Genomic DNA, 18,122 nt, shown 5'->3' with positions numbered 1-18,122 from the left:
CTCCTAAAACTTCATCACTTTCTCGATTGCTGCTGCGACTCTTTTCGGGGTCGGCAGATAGTGGTTTTCAAATCCAAAGTATGGAACTGGGGTATCAAATCCTGTTACTCTTTCAGCCGGCGCCTTTTGGTAAAGAAACGCTTCATCATTGATCAATGAAATCAGATCACTTCCCGTGCCGCCTGTTTCATGTGCTTCATGGATAATGACGGTGCGTCCGGTTTTCTGCACGGATTCTATGACAAGGTCCTTATCAATTGGATATAATGTCCTGAGATCTAGAAGCTCGCATTGAACTCCCTTATTCTTCATTTCTTCAACAGCCTTCATGGCTACTGGAACCATCGCACCCCAGGAAATGACCGTCACGTCGTCGCCTTCAGTCAACTTCTTGCCTTTGCCAATTTCAACAGTATATTTCCCTTCAGGAACTTCATCGCGGGACGACCGGTAGCTTCGCATCGGCTCTAAAAAGAGAACAGGATCGGGATCTTCAATCGCGGCAATCATCAACCCTTTTGCGTCATATGGATTTGATGGACATACAACTTTTATGCCCGGCATGTGGGTAAAAATAGATTCCGTGCTGTCGCAATGAATTTCCGGAGCACGGACACCTGCTCCATAAGGAGCACGAATGACCATAGGCACTGTATAATGGCCCATCGTCCGCATTCTTAATCTCGAAGCATGTGTCATAATTTGTTCGTATGCTGGATAGATGAATCCCAAGAACTGGATTTCCACTACCGGCCTGAAACCATTCACCGCCATTCCAATGGCCGCACCGACAAAACCTGCTTCACTTAATGGTGTATCAATCACACGTTCCTCGCCATATTTCTCCTGAAGACCATCAGTCGCACGGAATACTCCTCCGTTTTTCCCAATGTCCTCACCGAGGAGAATGACCTCATTCTTTTCTGCCAGCATCGTATCCAGTCCATCGGTGATCGCCTGGACCAGCGTCAAGGTCTTGGTCTGCACTGCTGTTTCCATTAAGCCTCACCCCCGATCAGTTCAAGATACTTCCGCTTTTGTTTCTCGATCGTCCAGGTTGGTTTTTCAAAAACAAAATCAAAGATCACTGACGGATCTGCAGCAGGGAAGCTCTCCATTTCCTTCACTGCGGCATCAATTTCCGCTGCAGCCTGCTCTTCAACTTGTTTGGCCCATGCTTCATCAAAAAGACCTTCATTCTTCAGCCAGCGTTCCAGCCTGAGCAGCGGATCTGTTTCCATCCGCTTCATTGCACTTTCATTCTGGTCACGGTATTTAGAGGCATCATCTGCAGTTGTATGGGATCCATATCTCCATGTCATCGCTTCAATCAATGTTGGCCCTTCGCCATTGCGTGCCCGTTCAAGTGCCTTTTCAGTTTCAGAAAAAACGGCAAAAACATCGTTGCCATCCACCCTCACACCAGGCATATCATAGGCAAGTGCTTTTTGCGCAATCGTTGCCGAATTCATCTGCTTGCTGATTGGCACTGAAATCGCATACTGGTTGTTCTGGCAGAAATAAACGACCGGGGATTTAAATACGCTGGCAAAATTCAGCCCTTCATGAAAATCACCTTCGGACGTTGCTCCATCCCCGAAATAACAGATGGCAGCATTCTTTGTGCCTTTTTGCTTTTCAGCGAATGCTGCTCCTGCAGCATGAGGAATTTGTGTCGCAATCGGGATGGCCGGCGGAAATATCTTTTTCCCATTCGGCGGGACACAGCCTTCGTTACGCCCATTCCAAAACAGCAGGATACTCCGCAGTGAATGGCCGAACACCATCGCCGCACCATGATCGCGATAAGTCGGGAACATCCAATCATCGGTTTCAAGCGCAAGAGCCGTTCCTACCTGGGAAGCCTCCTGGCCTTCGAATGGAGCGTATGTCCCGATCCTTCCCTGGCGCTGCAGGCTTACTGATTTCCTGTCCAGTGTCCGGATTCTTACCATTTCCGCATAGAACTGTTTCACTCGATCTTCGGTCACCAAATATTTATATTCCTCGGACACAATGTTTCCGTTTTGGTCCATTACTTGTAAAGTTGGAAAATCCTTATCCATGTGCTCACCCTTTTTTTAAAAATCGCACTGAATTTTTTATAGCGAACAAACTTAATTTCTAAGATTCTATTACATTCTCACAGCCCATTTAGGACGTTTCATATGAGAGAAGAAGCTGTTCCTTCTGGTCCTAGCTTCTATCCGGTTTTCACAGAATTTATTTGCTGCTTCCATTGTGGTGATTCCTTCTCGTTCTGCATGGCTATATACATTCAAAAGAGAATTATAGATTGCTTTTGTCTTTTTAAGGACGCGCTCTTTGTTCGGTGAATAAAGCTCATCCGCCACCTGGATCAAACCGCCGGCATTGACAATATAATCAGGTGCATACAGAATTCCTTTTTCCTGGAGGGCATGGCCATGGCGTTCTTCCTTGAGCTGATTATTGGCAGAGCCGACCACCGCTTTTACCTGCAGCTGAGGGATAGTGTCATCATTGATGATTCCCCCCATAGCACATGGAATGAAGATATCGGCAGGCTGTGAATAAATTTCATCACTGCCCACAACCTTGATCCCTGCTCCCATTTCCTTCGCTTTCTGGACTATCTGGTCGATCGCTTTTTGATTAATATCTGTTACATACAGGTCTGCACCATTTTCCAGCAGATATTCTGCTACCTTGTAGCCAACCTTGCCGAGACCCTGGATGGCATAGGATTTGCCAGAGAGATCATCCGTGTCCCACAGAGCTTTGCTGGTTGCCTGCAATCCAAAGATGACTCCCTGCGCAGTCGGCACAGAAGAATCACCGCTGCCGCCATATACTTCATCAACGCCAACGATACAATTCGTTTCCTTCAATGCGTGAACAAAATCCTCCGGGTCGGTCCCCATGTCTGTTCCTGTATAAAAACGGCCCTGGATGGATTCGACAAACTGGCCAAATGCCCTGAACAATTCTGGGCTCTTATCCTTCGTCGGATCACCGATAATGACTGCTTTTCCCCCTCCGAAATCTACATCGGCAGCTGCGCATTTATACGTCATCCCTTTTGAAAGCCGGAGTACATCTTCAAGTGCATCATCGACTGACTTATAAGGGTACATGCGGCAGCCTCCCAATGCTGGTCCCAACCGTGTACTATGAATCGCGATAATCGCCTTTAACCCCGTTGCTTCATCATTACAAAACACGACCTGCTCGTGTTCACGAATTTGTTCAAACATATCCATTTTTTCTTTCCCCCTTTATTCCGTTAAACCATGTTAACGCTTTCATTTTTGTTCAAAATTTTTTAGCTGCCTGTCAATAATTCAGTTATCCTTGCCTTGGGAAGGACTACTTGTTTAACTTCTCCAACACCAACCAAACGCCCATTGGTTTCTGCCCGGACATTGGTAAGGATGGAATTATCCTGCAGATCTGTGACGGTCGCTGTAATGACCACTTTAGCTCCTTCAATACAAGGAGCAATATGCTTGACGGTCACTGCACCACCCATTCCCTCTTCATCATCTTCTAAAAAGGGAAGTATAATTTGTCTCGAAGCCCACTCCATGTGATACACCATCGATACCGTGGAGTATACTGGATGGACGAGCTTTCCTTCAAAGCGGGCAAACATATCTGGTGTAACAATGACTTCGATGGAGGCCGTGTGCCCTGCTTTTAAGCCATCTCGCATCATATCCCACCTTTCCAAGTTGCAAATATGTATAACGTTTATTTAACGTTATCATAACATTCCGTTAAATAAATGGTCAATAAATTGTAAGAAATTTTGGTATTTTCTTAAAAATAATTCTGATATAATGATCTATTCTTCTTTTTAACCATAAAAAAAATCAACCAGCTATTTCCGTAGCTGGTTGATTTTTTAGCTGAGCAGCGCCCTGTCACTTGCCATCTTCGTTCCGCGGATTCGCTGGAATTCATTCAGCAGGTCTTCAATTGTCAGCTTGGCTTTTTGTTCTTCATTGACTTCGAGGATGATTTGTCCTTTATCCATCATGATCAGCCTGTTGCCGAGGTCGAGTGCCTGCTGCATATTATGGGTTACCATCAGCGTTGTCAGGTGGTACTTATCAACGATTTCTTTTGTCAGATTTGTGATAAGCTCAGCACGTGAAGGATCAAGTGCTGCAGTGTGTTCATCCAATAAGAGGATGGATGGCTCAGTGAATGTAGCCATCAGCAGGGATAACGCCTGGCGCTCCCCGCCTGACAGCAATCCGACTTTGGCATTCAAGCGGTTTTCAAGGCCTAAGTGCAAGGACTCCAATACTTCCTTAAATAGCTCCCGGCGTTTTTTTGTCACCCCACGGCCAAGAGTACGTCGCTTGTTCCTTGAGTACGCAATCGCCAGGTTTTCCTCGATTGTCATGCTAGGAGCCGTACCGGCCATTGGATCCTGGAAGACACGCCCGATCATTTTGGACCGGTTGTACTCAGACATATAGGTAACATCCTTCCCATCCAATTCCACTTTTCCATGGTCAGGAATCATCACCCCCGAAATGATGTTCATCAAGGTAGACTTCCCGGCACCGTTACTGCCGATGACGGTAACGAAATCACCTTTTTTCAATGTGAGATTGATATTATCCAGGGCTATCTTCTCATCTGGAGTGCCTTCGTTGAATACTCTATGAATCTGATTTAAGTGCAGCACCAGCCTCACCCTTTCCTTCAGAAGGAACAGCTACCATCTTCATGTTCTCAAGCTGTCTTTTGACCTTCCTATTTTTCTCTTTGTAGCTTTCAATCATCTTCGGAGCAGTCAGAGCAAGGATGACAATCACTGCTGTAATCAGTTTCATGTCACCTGGTTCAAGGAACTCTACCCTTAGGGCCAGTGTAACCACAATACGGTATATAATCGAACCGCCAATAACCGCGAATGTTGTCCTGGCAATTGATTTTGTTCCGAACAGCGCTTCACCAATAATGACGGAAGCAAGTCCGATGATGATCATCCCAATTCCCATTCCTACGTCCGCGAATCCACCCTGCTGGGCAATAAGTGCACCTGAAAATGCTACCATCGCATTTGAAAGTCCCAGGCCGAGGATGATCATCAGATTGGTATTTGAAGAAAAACTGCGGATCATTCTTTTATTGTCACCTGTTGCCCTTATTGCAAGTCCGATTTCGGTTTTAAGGAATGCGTCTGTCAGGAACTTGATCGCAAAGGTCACAAAAATCATGAACAGCAGGATTCCCCATGTACGAGGGAGGCTATCTCCCAGTCCTACAGCTGTCAGCATGCTATTAAAGAAGCCATCGATTCCTGTTTTCTCAAAAAAGTCCCTCACAGAGGTCATTGCAGTATCGGTGTTCAACAGCGGCACATTCGACTTGCCCATAATTCTTAGATTGATAGAATATAAGGCAATCATCATCAGGATCCCTGATAATAAAGCATTCACTTTACCGACAGTATGAATCACACCGGTCAGGCACCCTGCAATGAATCCCGCAACAAGTGCCACCATTGTCGCGGCAAATGGATTTGCTCCATTCACGATCATGATCGCGGCAACCGCAGCTCCAGTTACGAAGCTGCCGTCGACCGTCAAATCCGGAAAATCCAAAACCCGAAAGGATAAGTATACGCCCAGAGCCATGATCGCATAAATAATGCCTGACTCAAATGCTCCAAATATCGAAGTAAACAAGTTGAATCATCCTTTCTCTTATTCTTCGTAAAATTCAGCGTTGTCTCCCCATTCTTCCTTGACCTCAACACCTTGTGCTTCTGCAGCTTTTTTATTGATTGTCAGTGTCAGAGATTCTGGAAGTTCTACAGGGATTTCAGATGCTTTCTTGTCGCCTGATAAAATTTTTGCTGCCATTAGACCTGATTGGTAGCCGATGTCATAGTAGTTGAAACCGCTGGCTGCTACTGCACCGCGTTTCATTGAATCAAGTTCCCCAACAAACAATGGGATCTTCTTTCCGTTTGCTACAGAGATTACTGATTCAAGTGCAGATACGACAGTATTGTCCGTTGGCACGTAGATCGCATCAACACGGCCTACGAGAGACTCAGCTGCCTGCTTGACTTCGGCAGATGTTGAAATGGAAGCTTCCACTACTTTCGCTCCATTTGCTTCTGCAAGCTTCTTCACTTCCTTCAGCTGAACTTCGGAGTTCTGTTCACCAGCATTGTAGATCACCCCGATTTTCTTGGCTCCGATTTCATTTGTCATGAAGTCGATGGTTTTTTTCGTCGCATCTGGATGATTATCAGTCGTACCAGTGATATTGTCGCCAGGCTTGTCGAATGCTTCCACAAGTCCCGCTCCCACAGGGTCTGTCACAGATGTGAAAATGATTGGTATATCCTTTGTTGCATTAAGTGCTGCTACAGCGCTCGGGGTTGCATTGGCAAAGATCAGATCGACCTTGTCGCCGACAAAGTTGTTGGCAATCGTTGCTGTATTGTTCATGTCAGCTTGTGCGTTCTGGAAGTCATATGTTACATTTTCACCTTCCTTAAAGCCTTTTTCCTCGAGGGCCTTTTTAAAGCCTTCTGTCGCCGCATCTAGTGATGGATGCTCCGCGAATTGGGTCAAACCGATTTTGTATTGATCTTTTTCTGCTGAACCATTTGATGATTCTTTTCCTCCACAGCCAGCCAATAGCAAAGCACTGGCTAGTACAAGAGAAATAGCTTTTACTGATTTTTTCATGTTAATCCCCCTTGATTTTTTTATAAACCGGCTTTGATTTATGTATGTTTAATACTTTTAGACAGCCGGAACGCACCATTTTTAATTTGACTTGGAACTTTTTGAAAGCGATTCCAAAAAGTATGATATTTACTATAGACACCGTAAATATAACGTTATATTAACACCAGCCCATTATAGTGTCAATAATATTCCGAAAATTTAGTATGTTGAGATTTCGGTTTGCTTTTTTTTCCATCCCCTTGCTTAGGAGATAAATATTCTCCAAGTATAATAAAGTTCTTTCGGTTACTTTACCGCTTTTATGCATAAAAGTAAAGGCGTATTTATTATTTTTTTCTGATTAATTTAAATTTTTTGTTCAAAATTAAAAAGCATGCCCCTTTTAAGAAGCATGCCTCGTAAAATTATAAATTTGCCTCTGCAATCTTCAATCGTTCTTTTGCTTCCATTACCATCCGCTCAAGCAATTCCTGTACGGTTGGAATGTCAGTAATCAACCCTGAAACCTGGCCGCCATTCATGAACCCGGTTTCTTCGTTTCCTTCCAGTGCGCCTTTTTTATGTATGTCCTCTGTCGTCAGTTCTGCAAACTCATCGGGTGTGATTCCCTGTTTTTCCGCTTCCAGCAATTTTCCTGCATAAGAGGTATTCAGCAGTCTTCTTATTTTTCCAACAGACCTGCCAACGATAACTGTTTCATGATCGTTTGCCTGCAATAGCTTTTGTTTATAAACTTCATGAAATGGAGCTTCCTCAGTAGCGATAAAACGGGTCCCCATTTGGACACCGCTTGCTCCCAGTGCCAGCATGGCCGCCAGCCCTTTTCCGTCCCCAATACCGCCAGCTGCTACAACAGGAATGTTTACCTGGGCGACAATCTGCGGAATGAGCGCCAAAGTTGTAGTTTCGAGATTCGAGTTGATCCCAGCTGCCTCAAATCCTTCTGCCACTAAAACATCTGCTCCTGCAGCTTCTGCTTTTTTCGCCTGTTTAACGGATGCAACAACGGTTATGACTTTGATCCCAGCTTCTTTCAGCTTGGGAATGAAAGGCGCAGGATTGCCTGCTGATAAAGTGACGACCTTCACCCCTTGTTTGACTGCCAGCTTGAGGATATCCACCACATTGGGTGAAACACTTAAAGCAATATTCACCGCAAAAGGCTTTTTGGTCCTTTTATTGGTTTCCATAATAATATGTTCCACTTCTTCAGCAGTCATTGTACCGGCTCCAATGGTTCCTAATCCTCCAGCCTCTGAAACGGCCGCTGTCAAAATTGCATTGCTGATGTTCCCCATCCCACCCTGGATGATTGGATATTTTATGCCCAGAACAGAAGTGATTCCATTCACAAAAATTCCCCCTTCGTATTATTAATGTTATACTAATTTTAAAATTAAGACAATTAAGAAAAGGAGTGGCTATCGTGATTTTATCTTATTTAGAGAAAAAGCCGGCAGTTCATGAAACGGTATTCCAGGCACCGGGAAGCTATATTATCGGAGACGTCAAGATTGGAAAAAATTCGAGCGTCTGGTTCAATGCAGTTTTGCGGGGAGATGAAGATACGATTACAATAGGCGAAAGCTGCAGTATCCAGGACAATGTAACCTGCCATCTGTATGAAGGCTCGCCACTTGTCATAGAAGACGAGGTGACTGTTGGCCATAATGCAATCCTTCATGGCTGTACCATCAGGAAAAGATGTATTATCGGAATGGGATCCACGATCCTTGATGGAGCGGAAATCGGAGAGGAATGCATCATCGGGGCCAACACCTTGATCCCTGCCGGGAAGAAGATTCCGCCACGCTCTCTGGTAGTGGGTGCACCTGGTAAAGTAGTTCGGGAAATCGGCGAAAAAGATTTGGAACTGATTCAGCTTTCCATCGATACATATGTTCAAAAGGGCAAGGAGTACCGTGAAACACTTAAAGAATCAAAGTAATTGGAAAAAGCCTGGCATTGGCCAGGCTTTCGTTTTCATATTAAACCCACTTAACGATATCATCCAGTGGTCTTCTCGTTTTCGGCTTTGGCTCATTCACACGATAACCAAACGCACACATAACCGAAATGCCAAAGTGACCATCTTCAAGCAACCCTTCTTGTTCCAGCAGCTTGTTCATTTTTTCAAAATTAAAACCTTCAATTGGACAGGAATCAATGCCAATTTGCGCCGCTGCTGTCATCATATTGGCCAGGGCAATATAAGTTTGCCTGCATGCCCAATCAAAAATCGGACGATCACCATCAAGCAATTTAAAATCAGACTTTTGGAATTCCTCAATTCGCTTCAGGTAATTGGCCATGAATTCCTCAGGCATCTTTTTCTTATTTCTGAAATGATCCTGCAGGTATTCTGAGTCATATTTTGTATCAACTTTCGTCCTCGCAAGGATAATCACAAAATGGCTTGCCTCCGGAAGCTTGCCAAACGCTCCCCAAGCGGTATTTTTAACTTTCTCGCGCAACTCTTCACTCTGGACAACAAGAAATCGCCATGGCTCAAATCCAAAAGAACTTGGGGATAATTGTCCAGTCTCGAGGATAAACCGGAAGTCTTCCTCTGGAATCTTTTTGGCTGGATCAAATTGCTTTGTGGCATGCCTGAAATTGAAAGCGTCGAGAATCTCCTGCTTCAAAGCCTCTTTGTCTTGCATATGTATCTCTCCTTCCAAGTTTTGTTTTTTTAAACTTATCATATTTCTTTATAAATTTCCTACAAAAAAGGATACGCCTCAATTACTCTCCCTTTTCTCCCTTTGGTGGATTCAGCCTGCGAGAGTGAGTTCAGGATGGCTTCCTCGGTTGCTTCAGCTGCAGCCGTGAAAAGCTCGTTCATCAACGGATGAGCATCCCTTATCTGGCTGCTTGTGCAAAGAAATTCTTCTGAATGATGCGTTGTGTTATTGGCAGTTGAAAAAGCAATCACAATATCCCCGCTTCCATGGCTAAAATGACTCCCGGTCCGGCCAAGACCAATTCCGCATCTTTTTGCCAGCCGCAGCAGCTGGCGGTCACTTAACGGGGCATTGGTTGCCAGGATGATGATGATGGAGCCATCTGCCGTTTCGGATAATCCTGTTTTTATTTCCTCAATACCATACTTTACTGCCATGAACTCTTCTTTTTTGCCAAAATTACTGAGCACCAGGCAGCCAACCGTATAAGCACCGGTATGATCAGTCACCCTTGAAGCCGTTCCTATTCCGCCTTTATGACCGAAGCAAACCATCCCTTTCCCTGCTCCAACGGCACCCTCTGCGGCAGGAGTCGTTGAAGCCTTCTTTATTGCTTGTATTGCATGGTGAGATTGTACCGGGAAAAGGCGGATCGAGTTTAAATAGCTGTCATTACATTCACCCACCACAATATTAATCGTACCGGTCGTCTCGCCAATCTCTTCATTTTCAGCAAGCATGTATTCCAGAGTACCCTGAGTGACTGCCGGTACCGCAAACGTATTCGTCAGCATTATGGGCGACTCGATTGTTCCAAGTTCATTTAGCTGGACAAGCCCCGTCGTTTTGCCAAAACCGTTAAGGACAAAGCTGGCAGCCGTAACTTTCTCTCTGAACAAATTTCCGCCGTGCGGCAAGATCGCCGTCACACCGGTGCAGGCATACTCCTCACCTATGTCATCCAGTTGTTCATCCAGTGTCACATGGCCCACCATTACTCCAGGAACATCGGTTATACAATTGTTGGCTGCAGGGGACATCCTGCCAATTACAAAGCCTCTGTCTCTTATTTTCATGTTCATTCTCCTAGATTCTATTTGTAGAAAACCAGTTACGTTTTCTTCTAGTGGAAATCGATAGTTGCTTCGGGCATTCTCCTGCTGGGTTTGTTGAAGCTTTGTACGAACCTGAAGCTACTTCGGACAGCTTTTTGCTTTTCCTCCTGAAACCTGTCCGAACTCCGCGCTACTTCGGACAGCTTTTCTCCTTCTTCCCTTAAACCTGTCCGAACCTGAAGCTACTTTGGACAGCTTTTCTTCGTCTTCCTCTAAACCTGTCCGAACCACGGGCTACTTCGGACAGCTTTTCTCTTTCTACCCCTAAAGCTGTCCGAACTCCGGGCTACTTCGGACAGCTTTTCGCTTTTTCTCCTGAAACCTGTCCGAACCTGTAGCTGCTTCGGACAGCTTTTCTCCTTCTTCCCCTAAACCTGTCCTAACTCGGCGCTACTTCGGACAGCTTTTCTCCTTCTTCCCCTAAACCTGTCCGAACCTGTAGCTACTTCGGACAGCTTTTCTCCTTCTTCCCCTAACCCTGTCCGAACCTGTAGCTACTTCGGACAGCTTTTCTCCTTCTTCCCCTAAACCTGTCCGAACTCAGGTATACTTCGGACAGCTTTTCTCCTTCATCCACTAAACCTGTCCGAACTTGAAACTACTTCGGACAGCTTTTCTCCTTCTTCCTTTAAACCTGTCCGAACTCGAAGCTACTTCGGACAGCTTTTCTCCTTCATCCACTAAACCTGTCCGAACCTGAAACTACTTCGGACAGCTTTTCTCCTTCATCCACTAAACCTGTCCGAACCTGTAGCTACTTCGGACAGCTTTTCTCCTTCATCCACTAAACCTGTCCGAACCTGTAGCTACTTCGGACAGCTTTTCTCCTTCTTCCATTAAACCTGACCGAACACGCGACTACTTCGGACAGCTTTTCTCCTTCTTCCACTAAACCTGTCCGAACCACGGGCAACTTCGGACAGCTTTTCTCTTTCTACCCCTAAACCTGTACGAACTCCGTGCTACTTCGGACAGCTTTTCGCTTTTTCTCCTGAAACCTGTCCGAACATGAAGCTACTTCGGACAGCTTTTCTCCTTCTTCCATTAAACCTGACCGAACATGAAGCTACTTCGGACAGCTTTTCTCCTTCTTGCCCTAAACCTGTCCGAACTCGGAGACTAAAAGAAAGCCATCCAGGACGGATCGAGGATGGCTTGATGCTACTCTAAGATATACGGGTGGTCCATGACATTGTAGTCAACGTCTTTATGCTTGATTTCATTGCCATCTTTAAAAACAGATTCAAAGAAGCGGGATGCTGGTTCTGCGAGTTCTTTATAGTATTCACTGAATAAAGCTGCTGCATGGCTGCCGAGCCATTTTTCCGGCAGAAGTTCTTCAGGGAGTCCTGGGTCAAAGAAGAGGAATTTCCTGTATTCATGGACCAGCTTGGTCCGTTCAACGAAGCATTCAGCGTCGGTCATGCTGCCTTTTTGAATCTTGTTTTTATCGATGATGTATTTTTGGCTGTATTCACTGATAAATTCCTGGTACTTTGCGTTTATTTCAACAAGGTCCCAGCTCTTTTCCACCAGTCGCTGGTTTTCATGGGGGCCTTTATACTCGGCAACGAAGAAATCAACATATTGTTCTATTTCGTATTTCTCAATTAAGTCCTTGACCTGTCTTTCAAGATTGTTGGCCGAGATCCAGAAGCTGTTCGACATCGAACCAAAGCCGCTCCAGATCAGTTCCTTGCGCAGCTCGTCCCGGACGTTGCGGATTTCCTCGGGAATCGTATACATAAGGATTCTCCATTTGCCGTCCCATTCTTCTGGCTTCAATTTGAAAATACGCTTACCTGCTTCATCGATTCTTTTCTGGCCGCGCGGTGTCAGCGAGTAATAACTTTTGTTCCCGATTTTCTCAGCCTGCACCCACCCCTGCTTATTCATGCGGGAAATTGCAGCCCTCACCGACTGGTCATTGTGTCCAAATTCATTTAGCAACCTTATCAAACTGCCGATCCAAATCTTGCTGCCATAGTGGGAAATATAGTCTCCATACAGGGTGAAAATCATTGATCGTGTATTCAAATTTTCTGTCATCCTCATTCATTTTTAATAGTCGTTATAAAACCGTTATAAAACATTTTACAGTATAATCACTATTTTGCAAAAATAATGCGCTTAAATGTGAAAAAACCACAGGGATTTCTCCCTATGGGTTATTGCGCAGTGAAAACTGGCTTTCGTTTTTCACTGAATGCGTTCAATGCTTCTACACGGTCTTTTGTCGGTATTGTTACCTCATACGCCTTCGATTCGATGGCGAGACCCGTCTGCAGGTCAGTACTGCTTCCATGCTGGATCGCATACTTCGCTTGCCTTACCGCAATTGGTGCGTTCTGCAGAATTTCCTCGGCTAATTCCTTGCAGGCAATCATGACTTCCTCTTTAGAGGTAACGGCAGTGAGAATTCCCAGCTCATAAGCGGTCTCAGCTGAGATTTTCCTTGCTGTTAAAATCAATTCCTTCGCCTTCATCTCTCCAATCAGCCTTGACAGACGCTGTGTACCGCCTGCACCTGGAATGATCCCCCAGCTCACCTCTGTCATTCCCATTAAGGCGCTATCTGCGGCAATTTTAAAATCACAGGCGAGCATCAATTCGAATCCTCCGCCAAATGCAAATCCGTTAACAGCGGCAATCGTTGGCTGGGGCAGCTCTGCAACAGCGCTGAAGACATCACGGATTTTTTTCACATTGCGGCGCACTTCTTCCTCGGTCAGATGCTTTCTTTCCTTTAAATCCGCCCCGGCACTGAATGCTTTCTCTCCAGCGCCTGTAAAAATGACCACTCTTACATCCGAATCCGTATGGAGTCTGTCAATCAGGTCCCCAAGCTCCACCAACGTTTCATAATTGAAGCAATTCAATGAATCCGGGCGGTCGATCGTGACATATGCGATGTGCTTTTCTTTCTGGAATTTGATGTTGTTCATTTATTTCTCTCCTATATTCTCGATAATTGTCGCGATTCCCTGGCCAACGCCAACACACATCGTCGCAAGTCCGTACTTGGAATCCCGTTTTTTCATTTCATATAAAAGGGTCGTTAAAATTCGGGCACCGCTTGCCCCAAGCGGATGGCCAAACGCAATTGCTCCGCCGTTGACATTGACCTTAGACTGGTCCAACCCCAGCTCTTGGATGCAGCCGAGGGATTGGGCAGCGAATGCTTCGTTCAGTTCGATCAGATCCATTTCGTCAACAGACAATTTCGCACGCTTTAATGCTTTCTGGACAGCATAGACCGGCCCCATTCCCATGATCGAAGGCTCAAGGCCTGCAGTTGCGGACACAACATATTTGGCCAGCGGCTTCAGCCCCAGCTCTTCCGCCTTCTCACGGCTCATTAGCAGCAGTGCAGACGCGCCATCATTCACTCCAGATGCATTCCCCGCTGTAACAGTACCATCCTTGAACAATGGCTTCAGCTTGGACAGTTTCTCGATTGTCGTGCCTGGTCTCGGATGTTCGTCTGTGTCAATTACCGTTTTATTGCCTTTTTTATCTTCATACACAACAGGAACAATTTCATTTTCAAACTTCCCTGCCTCCATCGCTTTTTGGGCGCGAAGCTGGCTTTCTGCTGCAAATTCGTCCTGGGCTTCACGTGAGATGCTATATTTTTTAGCAACATTTTCTGCAGTCTCCGGCATGCTGTCAGTTCCGTACATCTCCTTTAGCTTGCTGTTGATGAAACGCCAGCCAATCGTTGTATCAAACATCTCCATATTGCCGCGCGGAAACTCTTTTTCAGGCTTTGCCATCACAAGCGGGGCCCTGGTCATGCTTTCCGTTCCCCCGGCAATGAAGATATCGCCTTCTCCGGCCAGGATCGCCCTTGCTGCATAGTTGACCGCATCCAGTCCTGAACCGCATAAACGGTTGATCGTTGTCCCGGCAACCTCCACCGGCAGACCGGCCAACAGACCTGACATCCTCGCGATATTCCGGTTATCCTCACCAGCCTGGTTGGCATTGCCCAATACAACTTCTTCGATTCCAGCGGCAGGCACGGCTGGATTACGCTCAACCAATGCCTTGATGACAATCGCACCTAAATCATCAGGGCGGATATGACGGAGACTGCCGTTGTATCTTCCAATCGGAGTCCTGACTGCATCTACAATCACAACTTCTCTCATCCTGATCCTCCTCTATTTTGCCGTCACTGATTCTCGGTAGTCATATACACCGCGCCCAGTCTTCCTGCCTAGACGGCCTGCTTTGACATATTGCTCAAGCAGTGGTGCTGGACGGTATTTTTCACCGAGTTTCTCATGAAGGTATTTTAAATTATTCAGGCGTGTATCCAGACCTACAAGATCGCCCAATTCAAATGGTCCCATTGGATAATTCAGTCCTAGCTTGATCGCCTTATCGATATCCTCTGGCGTGCCCAATCCTTCCTGCAGCATATAAAATGCTTCGTTCCCGACGAGCGCGCTGATTCGGCTAGTCACGAAACCGGGGAATTCATTGACAATAACCGTTTCCTTGCCCATTTGGATGGCGGCCTGCTGGATTGCCTCTGCTGTCTCATCGCTCGTTTCCAGACCGCGGATGATTTCAACTAGTGGCATTTTATGGACCGGGTTAAAGAAATGCATCGCAATGACCTTCTCAGGACGCTTCGTAAAAGAGGCGATTTCCGTAGGGCTCATTGTCGATGTGTTGGATGCAAACAGGCAGTCTGACGGTGCATGCTGGTCAATTACTTCAAAAATCGTCTTTTTGATATCGATTTTTTCCGGGACAGCTTCGATTATTAGATCTGCATCCTTCACGTTCTCAGCGAGAAAGTTGGAATAAGATAATCTGGATTTTGCAGATTCTGCATCGTCTGAGCTGATTTTACCGCGGGAAATCCCCTTTTCAAAGATGCTGTTGATTTCCTGTTCAGCCTTGTACAGTTGTTTTTCATCAACATCGATCAATACTGTTTCAAATCCGCCCAGGCAGCTGACGTAGGCTATGCCTCGGCCCATTACACCTGAACCGATTATGACGAGTTTTCTCATTATATATCCTCCTTAATAAAGGCTGTTTTCGTTAGAAAGTTGTTAAAATCCTAAAGCCTATTTTAACGCGACCATTGCTAATTTATATGTCGGTACCAAGTCTGCAAGCTCTTTTCTCATAATCAGCTTTAATTTCTGAAGAAAGTTTGGTCATTTCAACCTTATTTTGCAAGCAATAGCAACAAAGTTTGAAAAAAGAGCCTTTATAAAAAACTGAAAGGCGAGCACCCGAATCGAGGAGTGCTCGCCTCATTTTTTATACGTTAAACGGGTTTAGCGGGCGGCTGCCGTAGTAAGAGACGATACTCTTTGTTTCTGTATATAAATCAAGTGTTTCAATGCAAAGTTCGCGGCCGAAACCAGATTGCTTGTAGCCTCCGAATGGCGTGCCTGGGAATGCTGAGAATGGGCAGTTGACCATCACGATTCCTGCCTGGATCTGCTTGGAAATCCTGGTCGCTCTGCCGTAATCCTTTGTCCAGATTGCAGAACCAAGGCCATATTCACTGTCGTTGGCCAGTTTGACTGCTTCTTTTTCGTCCTTGAACTTCATGACGACTACAACTGGTCCGAAGATTTCTTCTTTAACAGCTTTCATGCTGTGGTTTGTTTCAGCAATGATGGTAGGCTCATACCAATAGCCATTTTCAAAGCCTTCCAGATTGGCAGCCTTTCCTCCAGTCAAAACTTCAGCACCGTCTTCAATAGCTGATTTCACATATCCATCGATTACATTCAACTGGTCTTCACTGATGACAGCTCCGACATGTGTTTCTTTATCGAAAGGATTACCAAGCTTTAGCTGCTTTGTTTTTGCCACGAATTTCTCGATGAATTCATCGTATACATCTTCATGGACGTATAAGCGTGAACGGGCTTCACATGATTGGCCAGTATTATAGAAGATTCCAAACAGGGATCCATCTACTGCAGCATCAATGTCAGCATCGTTAAAAACAATGCTTGGTGATTTTCCGCCTAGCTCAAGTGTTACGCGCTTAAGAGTCTGGGAAGCTCTTGCCATGATATCCTTGCCGATAGGCGTTGAGCCCGTGAATGCAACTTTGTCGACTTTATCGTGTTCGACGAGATAGTTTCCGACGACAGAGCCGGAACCTGGGATGACGTTCACTACTCCTTCCGGAACACCAGCTTCGATGCAGATTTCACCAAGGACGATGGCGGTCAAAGGTGTCAGGGAAGCTGGTTTAATGATCACGGAGCAGCCGACAGCAATAGCCGGAGCAACCTTCCATGCCGCCATCATCAAAGGATAATTCCAAGGAATGATCTGGGCACATACACCAACCGGCTCTTTTTCAGTGATATTCTGGAATGCACCAGGCATGCTGTTGACAGCACCGCGGTGGCTGACGATCGCACCTGCGTAAAACTCGAAATCTTCAATAGCCTGCATCACCTGTCCCTGTGCGGCAGCAAGAGATTTACCAGTATCAAGAATCTCCAATTCTACTAATTCATTAAAACGGGAGCGCATAATGGATGCGATTTTATTAAGAGTCCGTGAACGTTTGTTGACAGGGAAATGGCGCCATTTCCCGAAATCGAATGCGTTTCGTGCTGCCTGGACAGCAAGCTCCGCATCCTCTTTAGAAGCTTTGGCAACGGTGGCGATTTCTTCGCCAGTAGCAGGATTATATACCTTATATGTTTCGCCATTCGCGCTGTCCTGGCGACCTCCATTGATAATCAGCTGATATGTCTCTCGTTTTACCGCCATTGGTTCGAATTTTTGTTCTTTTACTGTCGTCACGCGTAACATCTCCTTTTAGTGGATTGATCGTTTATTCACCTTTGAAAACAGGTTTTCTTTTTTCCATGAACGCCTGGACGCCTTCCTTATGGTCAGCTGTCTGTCCGGCAATCCGCTGGCTCTGGGCATCTCGTTCAAGATACTCTTCAAAGCTTGAATGCCAGCTGGCTTTCAGATTTCTTTTGATCAGGCCGATTGCCTTCGTTGGCATACCGGCAAGCCTTTCTGCGAATGCCGCGACATTTTCATTCCAGTTATCCAATGAGTAGACTTCTGTTATCAGTCCTAGATCCTTTGCCTTTTCAGCAGGAACCTTCTCACCAAAAACAGCCAGTTCCATTGCTTTTGCATGACCGATCAGACGAGGCAGGTAATAAAGGTTTCCTGCATCAGGCACGAGGCCAACATGGATAAATGCTTCTACAAAACTGGCTTTTTCCGAAGCGATCCGGAAATCGCAGGCAAGTGCAAGGCTCATGCCGGCACCGGCCGCTACACCATTGACAGCGGCAATCACCGGTTTTTCACAGCGGTCCAATTCAAGAAGCATTGGGTTATATCTTTTTCGAAGCACTTCCCCGTGATCCATGTCATCAGACACGCCAGCCAAATCCTCCCCCGAACAGAATGCCCTGCCTGCACCAGTGATGACCAGGGCACGGACTTCTTTGTCCCTTGATGCAGTCCTGATTGCCGACTGGATCTCCCTGTTCAGCTGCTCTGTGAAGGCATTCAATTTATCAGGACGGTTCAGGGTGATGTAGGCTACCTTGTTCCGCACTTCATACAAAACGGTTTCGAACACAGCTATG

17 protein-coding genes are annotated in these 18,122 nt (G+C 45.9%); 1 reads left to right on the top strand and 16 read right to left on the bottom strand.

Annotation, left to right across the window (positions count from 1 at the left end; all coding sequences use genetic code 11):
* Positions 1-3: 3 nt before the first annotated feature.
* The 8 genes from M3593_RS09380 to M3593_RS09345 all read right to left on the bottom strand — a co-directional run bounded on the left by M3593_RS09380 (position 4) and on the right by M3593_RS09345 (position 8,059).
* The gene (locus M3593_RS09380) at positions 4-999 is read right to left on the bottom strand and encodes an alpha-ketoacid dehydrogenase subunit beta (RefSeq protein WP_251541854.1); all 996 of its coding nucleotides are present in this window, start codon (positions 997-999) and stop codon (positions 4-6) included.
* Positions 999-2,066, bottom strand: a complete 1,068-nt coding sequence (gene pdhA / locus M3593_RS09375; protein ID WP_251541855.1) for a pyruvate dehydrogenase (acetyl-transferring) E1 component subunit alpha — start codon at positions 2,064-2,066, stop codon at positions 999-1,001. Before pdhA ends, M3593_RS09380 begins: the two co-directional genes overlap by 1 nt.
* 69 nt (positions 2,067-2,135) lie before the next feature.
* Positions 2,136-3,242, bottom strand: coding sequence for a Leu/Phe/Val dehydrogenase (locus tag M3593_RS09370; protein ID WP_251541856.1), 1,107 nt, complete (start codon positions 3,240-3,242; stop codon positions 2,136-2,138).
* 62 nt (positions 3,243-3,304) lie between these two features.
* Complete coding sequence (locus M3593_RS09365) at positions 3,305-3,694, bottom strand: thioesterase family protein (protein WP_144476088.1); 390 nt, start codon at positions 3,692-3,694, stop codon at positions 3,305-3,307.
* Positions 3,695-3,886: 192 nt separating this feature from the next.
* Positions 3,887-4,681 carry an ABC transporter ATP-binding protein gene (locus M3593_RS09360; RefSeq protein WP_251541857.1) on the bottom strand — a complete coding sequence of 265 codons (795 nt, stop codon included), beginning with the start codon at positions 4,679-4,681 and terminating at the stop codon, positions 3,887-3,889.
* Positions 4,656-5,687, bottom strand: a complete 1,032-nt coding sequence (locus tag M3593_RS09355; RefSeq protein ID WP_251541858.1) for an ABC transporter permease — start codon at positions 5,685-5,687, stop codon at positions 4,656-4,658. Before M3593_RS09355 ends, M3593_RS09360 begins: the two co-directional genes overlap by 26 nt.
* An 18-nt stretch (positions 5,688-5,705) precedes the next feature.
* On the bottom strand, positions 5,706-6,704 hold the full coding sequence (locus M3593_RS09350; protein WP_144476024.1) for an ABC transporter substrate-binding protein: 999 nt from the start codon (positions 6,702-6,704) through the stop codon (positions 5,706-5,708).
* A 407-nt stretch (positions 6,705-7,111) separates the two neighbouring features.
* Complete coding sequence (locus tag M3593_RS09345) at positions 7,112-8,059, bottom strand: NAD(P)H-dependent flavin oxidoreductase (RefSeq protein WP_251541859.1); 948 nt, start codon at positions 8,057-8,059, stop codon at positions 7,112-7,114.
* A 74-nt stretch (positions 8,060-8,133) separates the two neighbouring features.
* Between M3593_RS09345 and M3593_RS09340 the strand changes: the two genes are divergently transcribed.
* Positions 8,134-8,655, top strand: coding sequence for a gamma carbonic anhydrase family protein (locus M3593_RS09340; protein WP_251541860.1), 522 nt, complete (start codon positions 8,134-8,136; stop codon positions 8,653-8,655).
* 40 nt (positions 8,656-8,695) lie between these two features.
* On the opposite strand, the gene M3593_RS09335 is transcribed toward M3593_RS09340, so the two are convergent.
* The 8 genes from M3593_RS09335 to M3593_RS09300 form a co-directional block, all read right to left on the bottom strand.
* The gene (locus M3593_RS09335; RefSeq protein WP_251541862.1) at positions 8,696-9,370 is read right to left on the bottom strand and encodes an NAD(P)H-dependent oxidoreductase; all 675 of its coding nucleotides are present in this window, start codon (positions 9,368-9,370) and stop codon (positions 8,696-8,698) included.
* 59 nt (positions 9,371-9,429) lie between these two features.
* Positions 9,430-10,473, bottom strand: a complete 1,044-nt coding sequence (locus tag M3593_RS09330; protein ID WP_483308913.1) for a DmpA family aminopeptidase — start codon at positions 10,471-10,473, stop codon at positions 9,430-9,432.
* Between the two features lie 1,194 nt (positions 10,474-11,667).
* Positions 11,668-12,543 carry a phenylacetic acid degradation operon negative regulatory protein PaaX gene (gene paaX, locus M3593_RS09325; protein ID WP_144476029.1) on the bottom strand — a complete coding sequence of 292 codons (876 nt, stop codon included), beginning with the start codon at positions 12,541-12,543 and terminating at the stop codon, positions 11,668-11,670.
* 131 nt (positions 12,544-12,674) lie between these two features.
* Positions 12,675-13,451, bottom strand: coding sequence for an enoyl-CoA hydratase-related protein (locus M3593_RS09320; protein WP_144476030.1), 777 nt, complete (start codon positions 13,449-13,451; stop codon positions 12,675-12,677).
* Positions 13,452-14,660, bottom strand: a complete 1,209-nt coding sequence (pcaF, locus tag M3593_RS09315) for a 3-oxoadipyl-CoA thiolase (protein WP_144476031.1) — start codon at positions 14,658-14,660, stop codon at positions 13,452-13,454.
* Positions 14,661-14,672: 12 nt separating this feature from the next.
* Positions 14,673-15,536: a 3-hydroxyacyl-CoA dehydrogenase gene (locus tag M3593_RS09310; protein ID WP_285847972.1), complete on the bottom strand. Its 864-nt coding sequence runs from the start codon at positions 15,534-15,536 to the stop codon at positions 14,673-14,675.
* A 256-nt stretch (positions 15,537-15,792) separates the two neighbouring features.
* Complete coding sequence (locus M3593_RS09305) at positions 15,793-17,310, bottom strand: aldehyde dehydrogenase family protein (RefSeq protein ID WP_251541866.1); 1,518 nt, start codon at positions 17,308-17,310, stop codon at positions 15,793-15,795.
* Between the two features lie 31 nt (positions 17,311-17,341).
* Positions 17,342-18,115, bottom strand: a complete 774-nt coding sequence (locus tag M3593_RS09300) for an enoyl-CoA hydratase-related protein (RefSeq protein WP_251541868.1) — start codon at positions 18,113-18,115, stop codon at positions 17,342-17,344.
* Positions 18,116-18,122 lie beyond the last annotated feature (7 nt).

The organism is Mesobacillus sp. MER 48 (assembly GCF_023714225.1).
Taxonomy (GTDB): Bacteria; Bacillota; Bacilli; order Bacillales; family Cytobacillaceae; genus Mesobacillus; species Mesobacillus oceanisediminis_A.
Note: the sequence above shows the minus strand (reverse complement) of the source record. Positions and strands in the feature narration are given on the sequence as shown.

Coding starts and splice junctions, on each gene's coding strand:
- M3593_RS09370 (WP_251541856.1), bottom strand. CDS start 3,242: ATGGATATGTTTGAACAAATTCGTGAACACGAGCAGGTCGTGTTTTGT.
- M3593_RS09310 (WP_285847972.1), bottom strand. CDS start 15,536: ATGAGAAAACTCGTCATAATCGGTTCAGGTGTAATGGGCCGAGGCATA.
- M3593_RS09330 (WP_483308913.1), bottom strand. CDS start 10,473: ATGAACATGAAAATAAGAGACAGAGGCTTTGTAATTGGCAGGATGTCC.
- M3593_RS09335 (WP_251541862.1), bottom strand. CDS start 9,370: ATGCAAGACAAAGAGGCTTTGAAGCAGGAGATTCTCGACGCTTTCAAT.
- M3593_RS09365 (WP_144476088.1), bottom strand. CDS start 3,694: ATGCGAGATGGCTTAAAAGCAGGGCACACGGCCTCCATCGAAGTCATT.
- pdhA (WP_251541855.1), bottom strand. CDS start 2,066: ATGGATAAGGATTTTCCAACTTTACAAGTAATGGACCAAAACGGAAAC.
- M3593_RS09350 (WP_144476024.1), bottom strand. CDS start 6,704: ATGAAAAAATCAGTAAAAGCTATTTCTCTTGTACTAGCCAGTGCTTTG.
- pcaF (WP_144476031.1), bottom strand. CDS start 14,660: ATGAGAGAAGTTGTGATTGTAGATGCAGTCAGGACTCCGATTGGAAGA.
- M3593_RS09320 (WP_144476030.1), bottom strand. CDS start 13,451: ATGAACAACATCAAATTCCAGAAAGAAAAGCACATCGCATATGTCACG.
- M3593_RS09380 (WP_251541854.1), bottom strand. CDS start 999: ATGGAAACAGCAGTGCAGACCAAGACCTTGACGCTGGTCCAGGCGATC.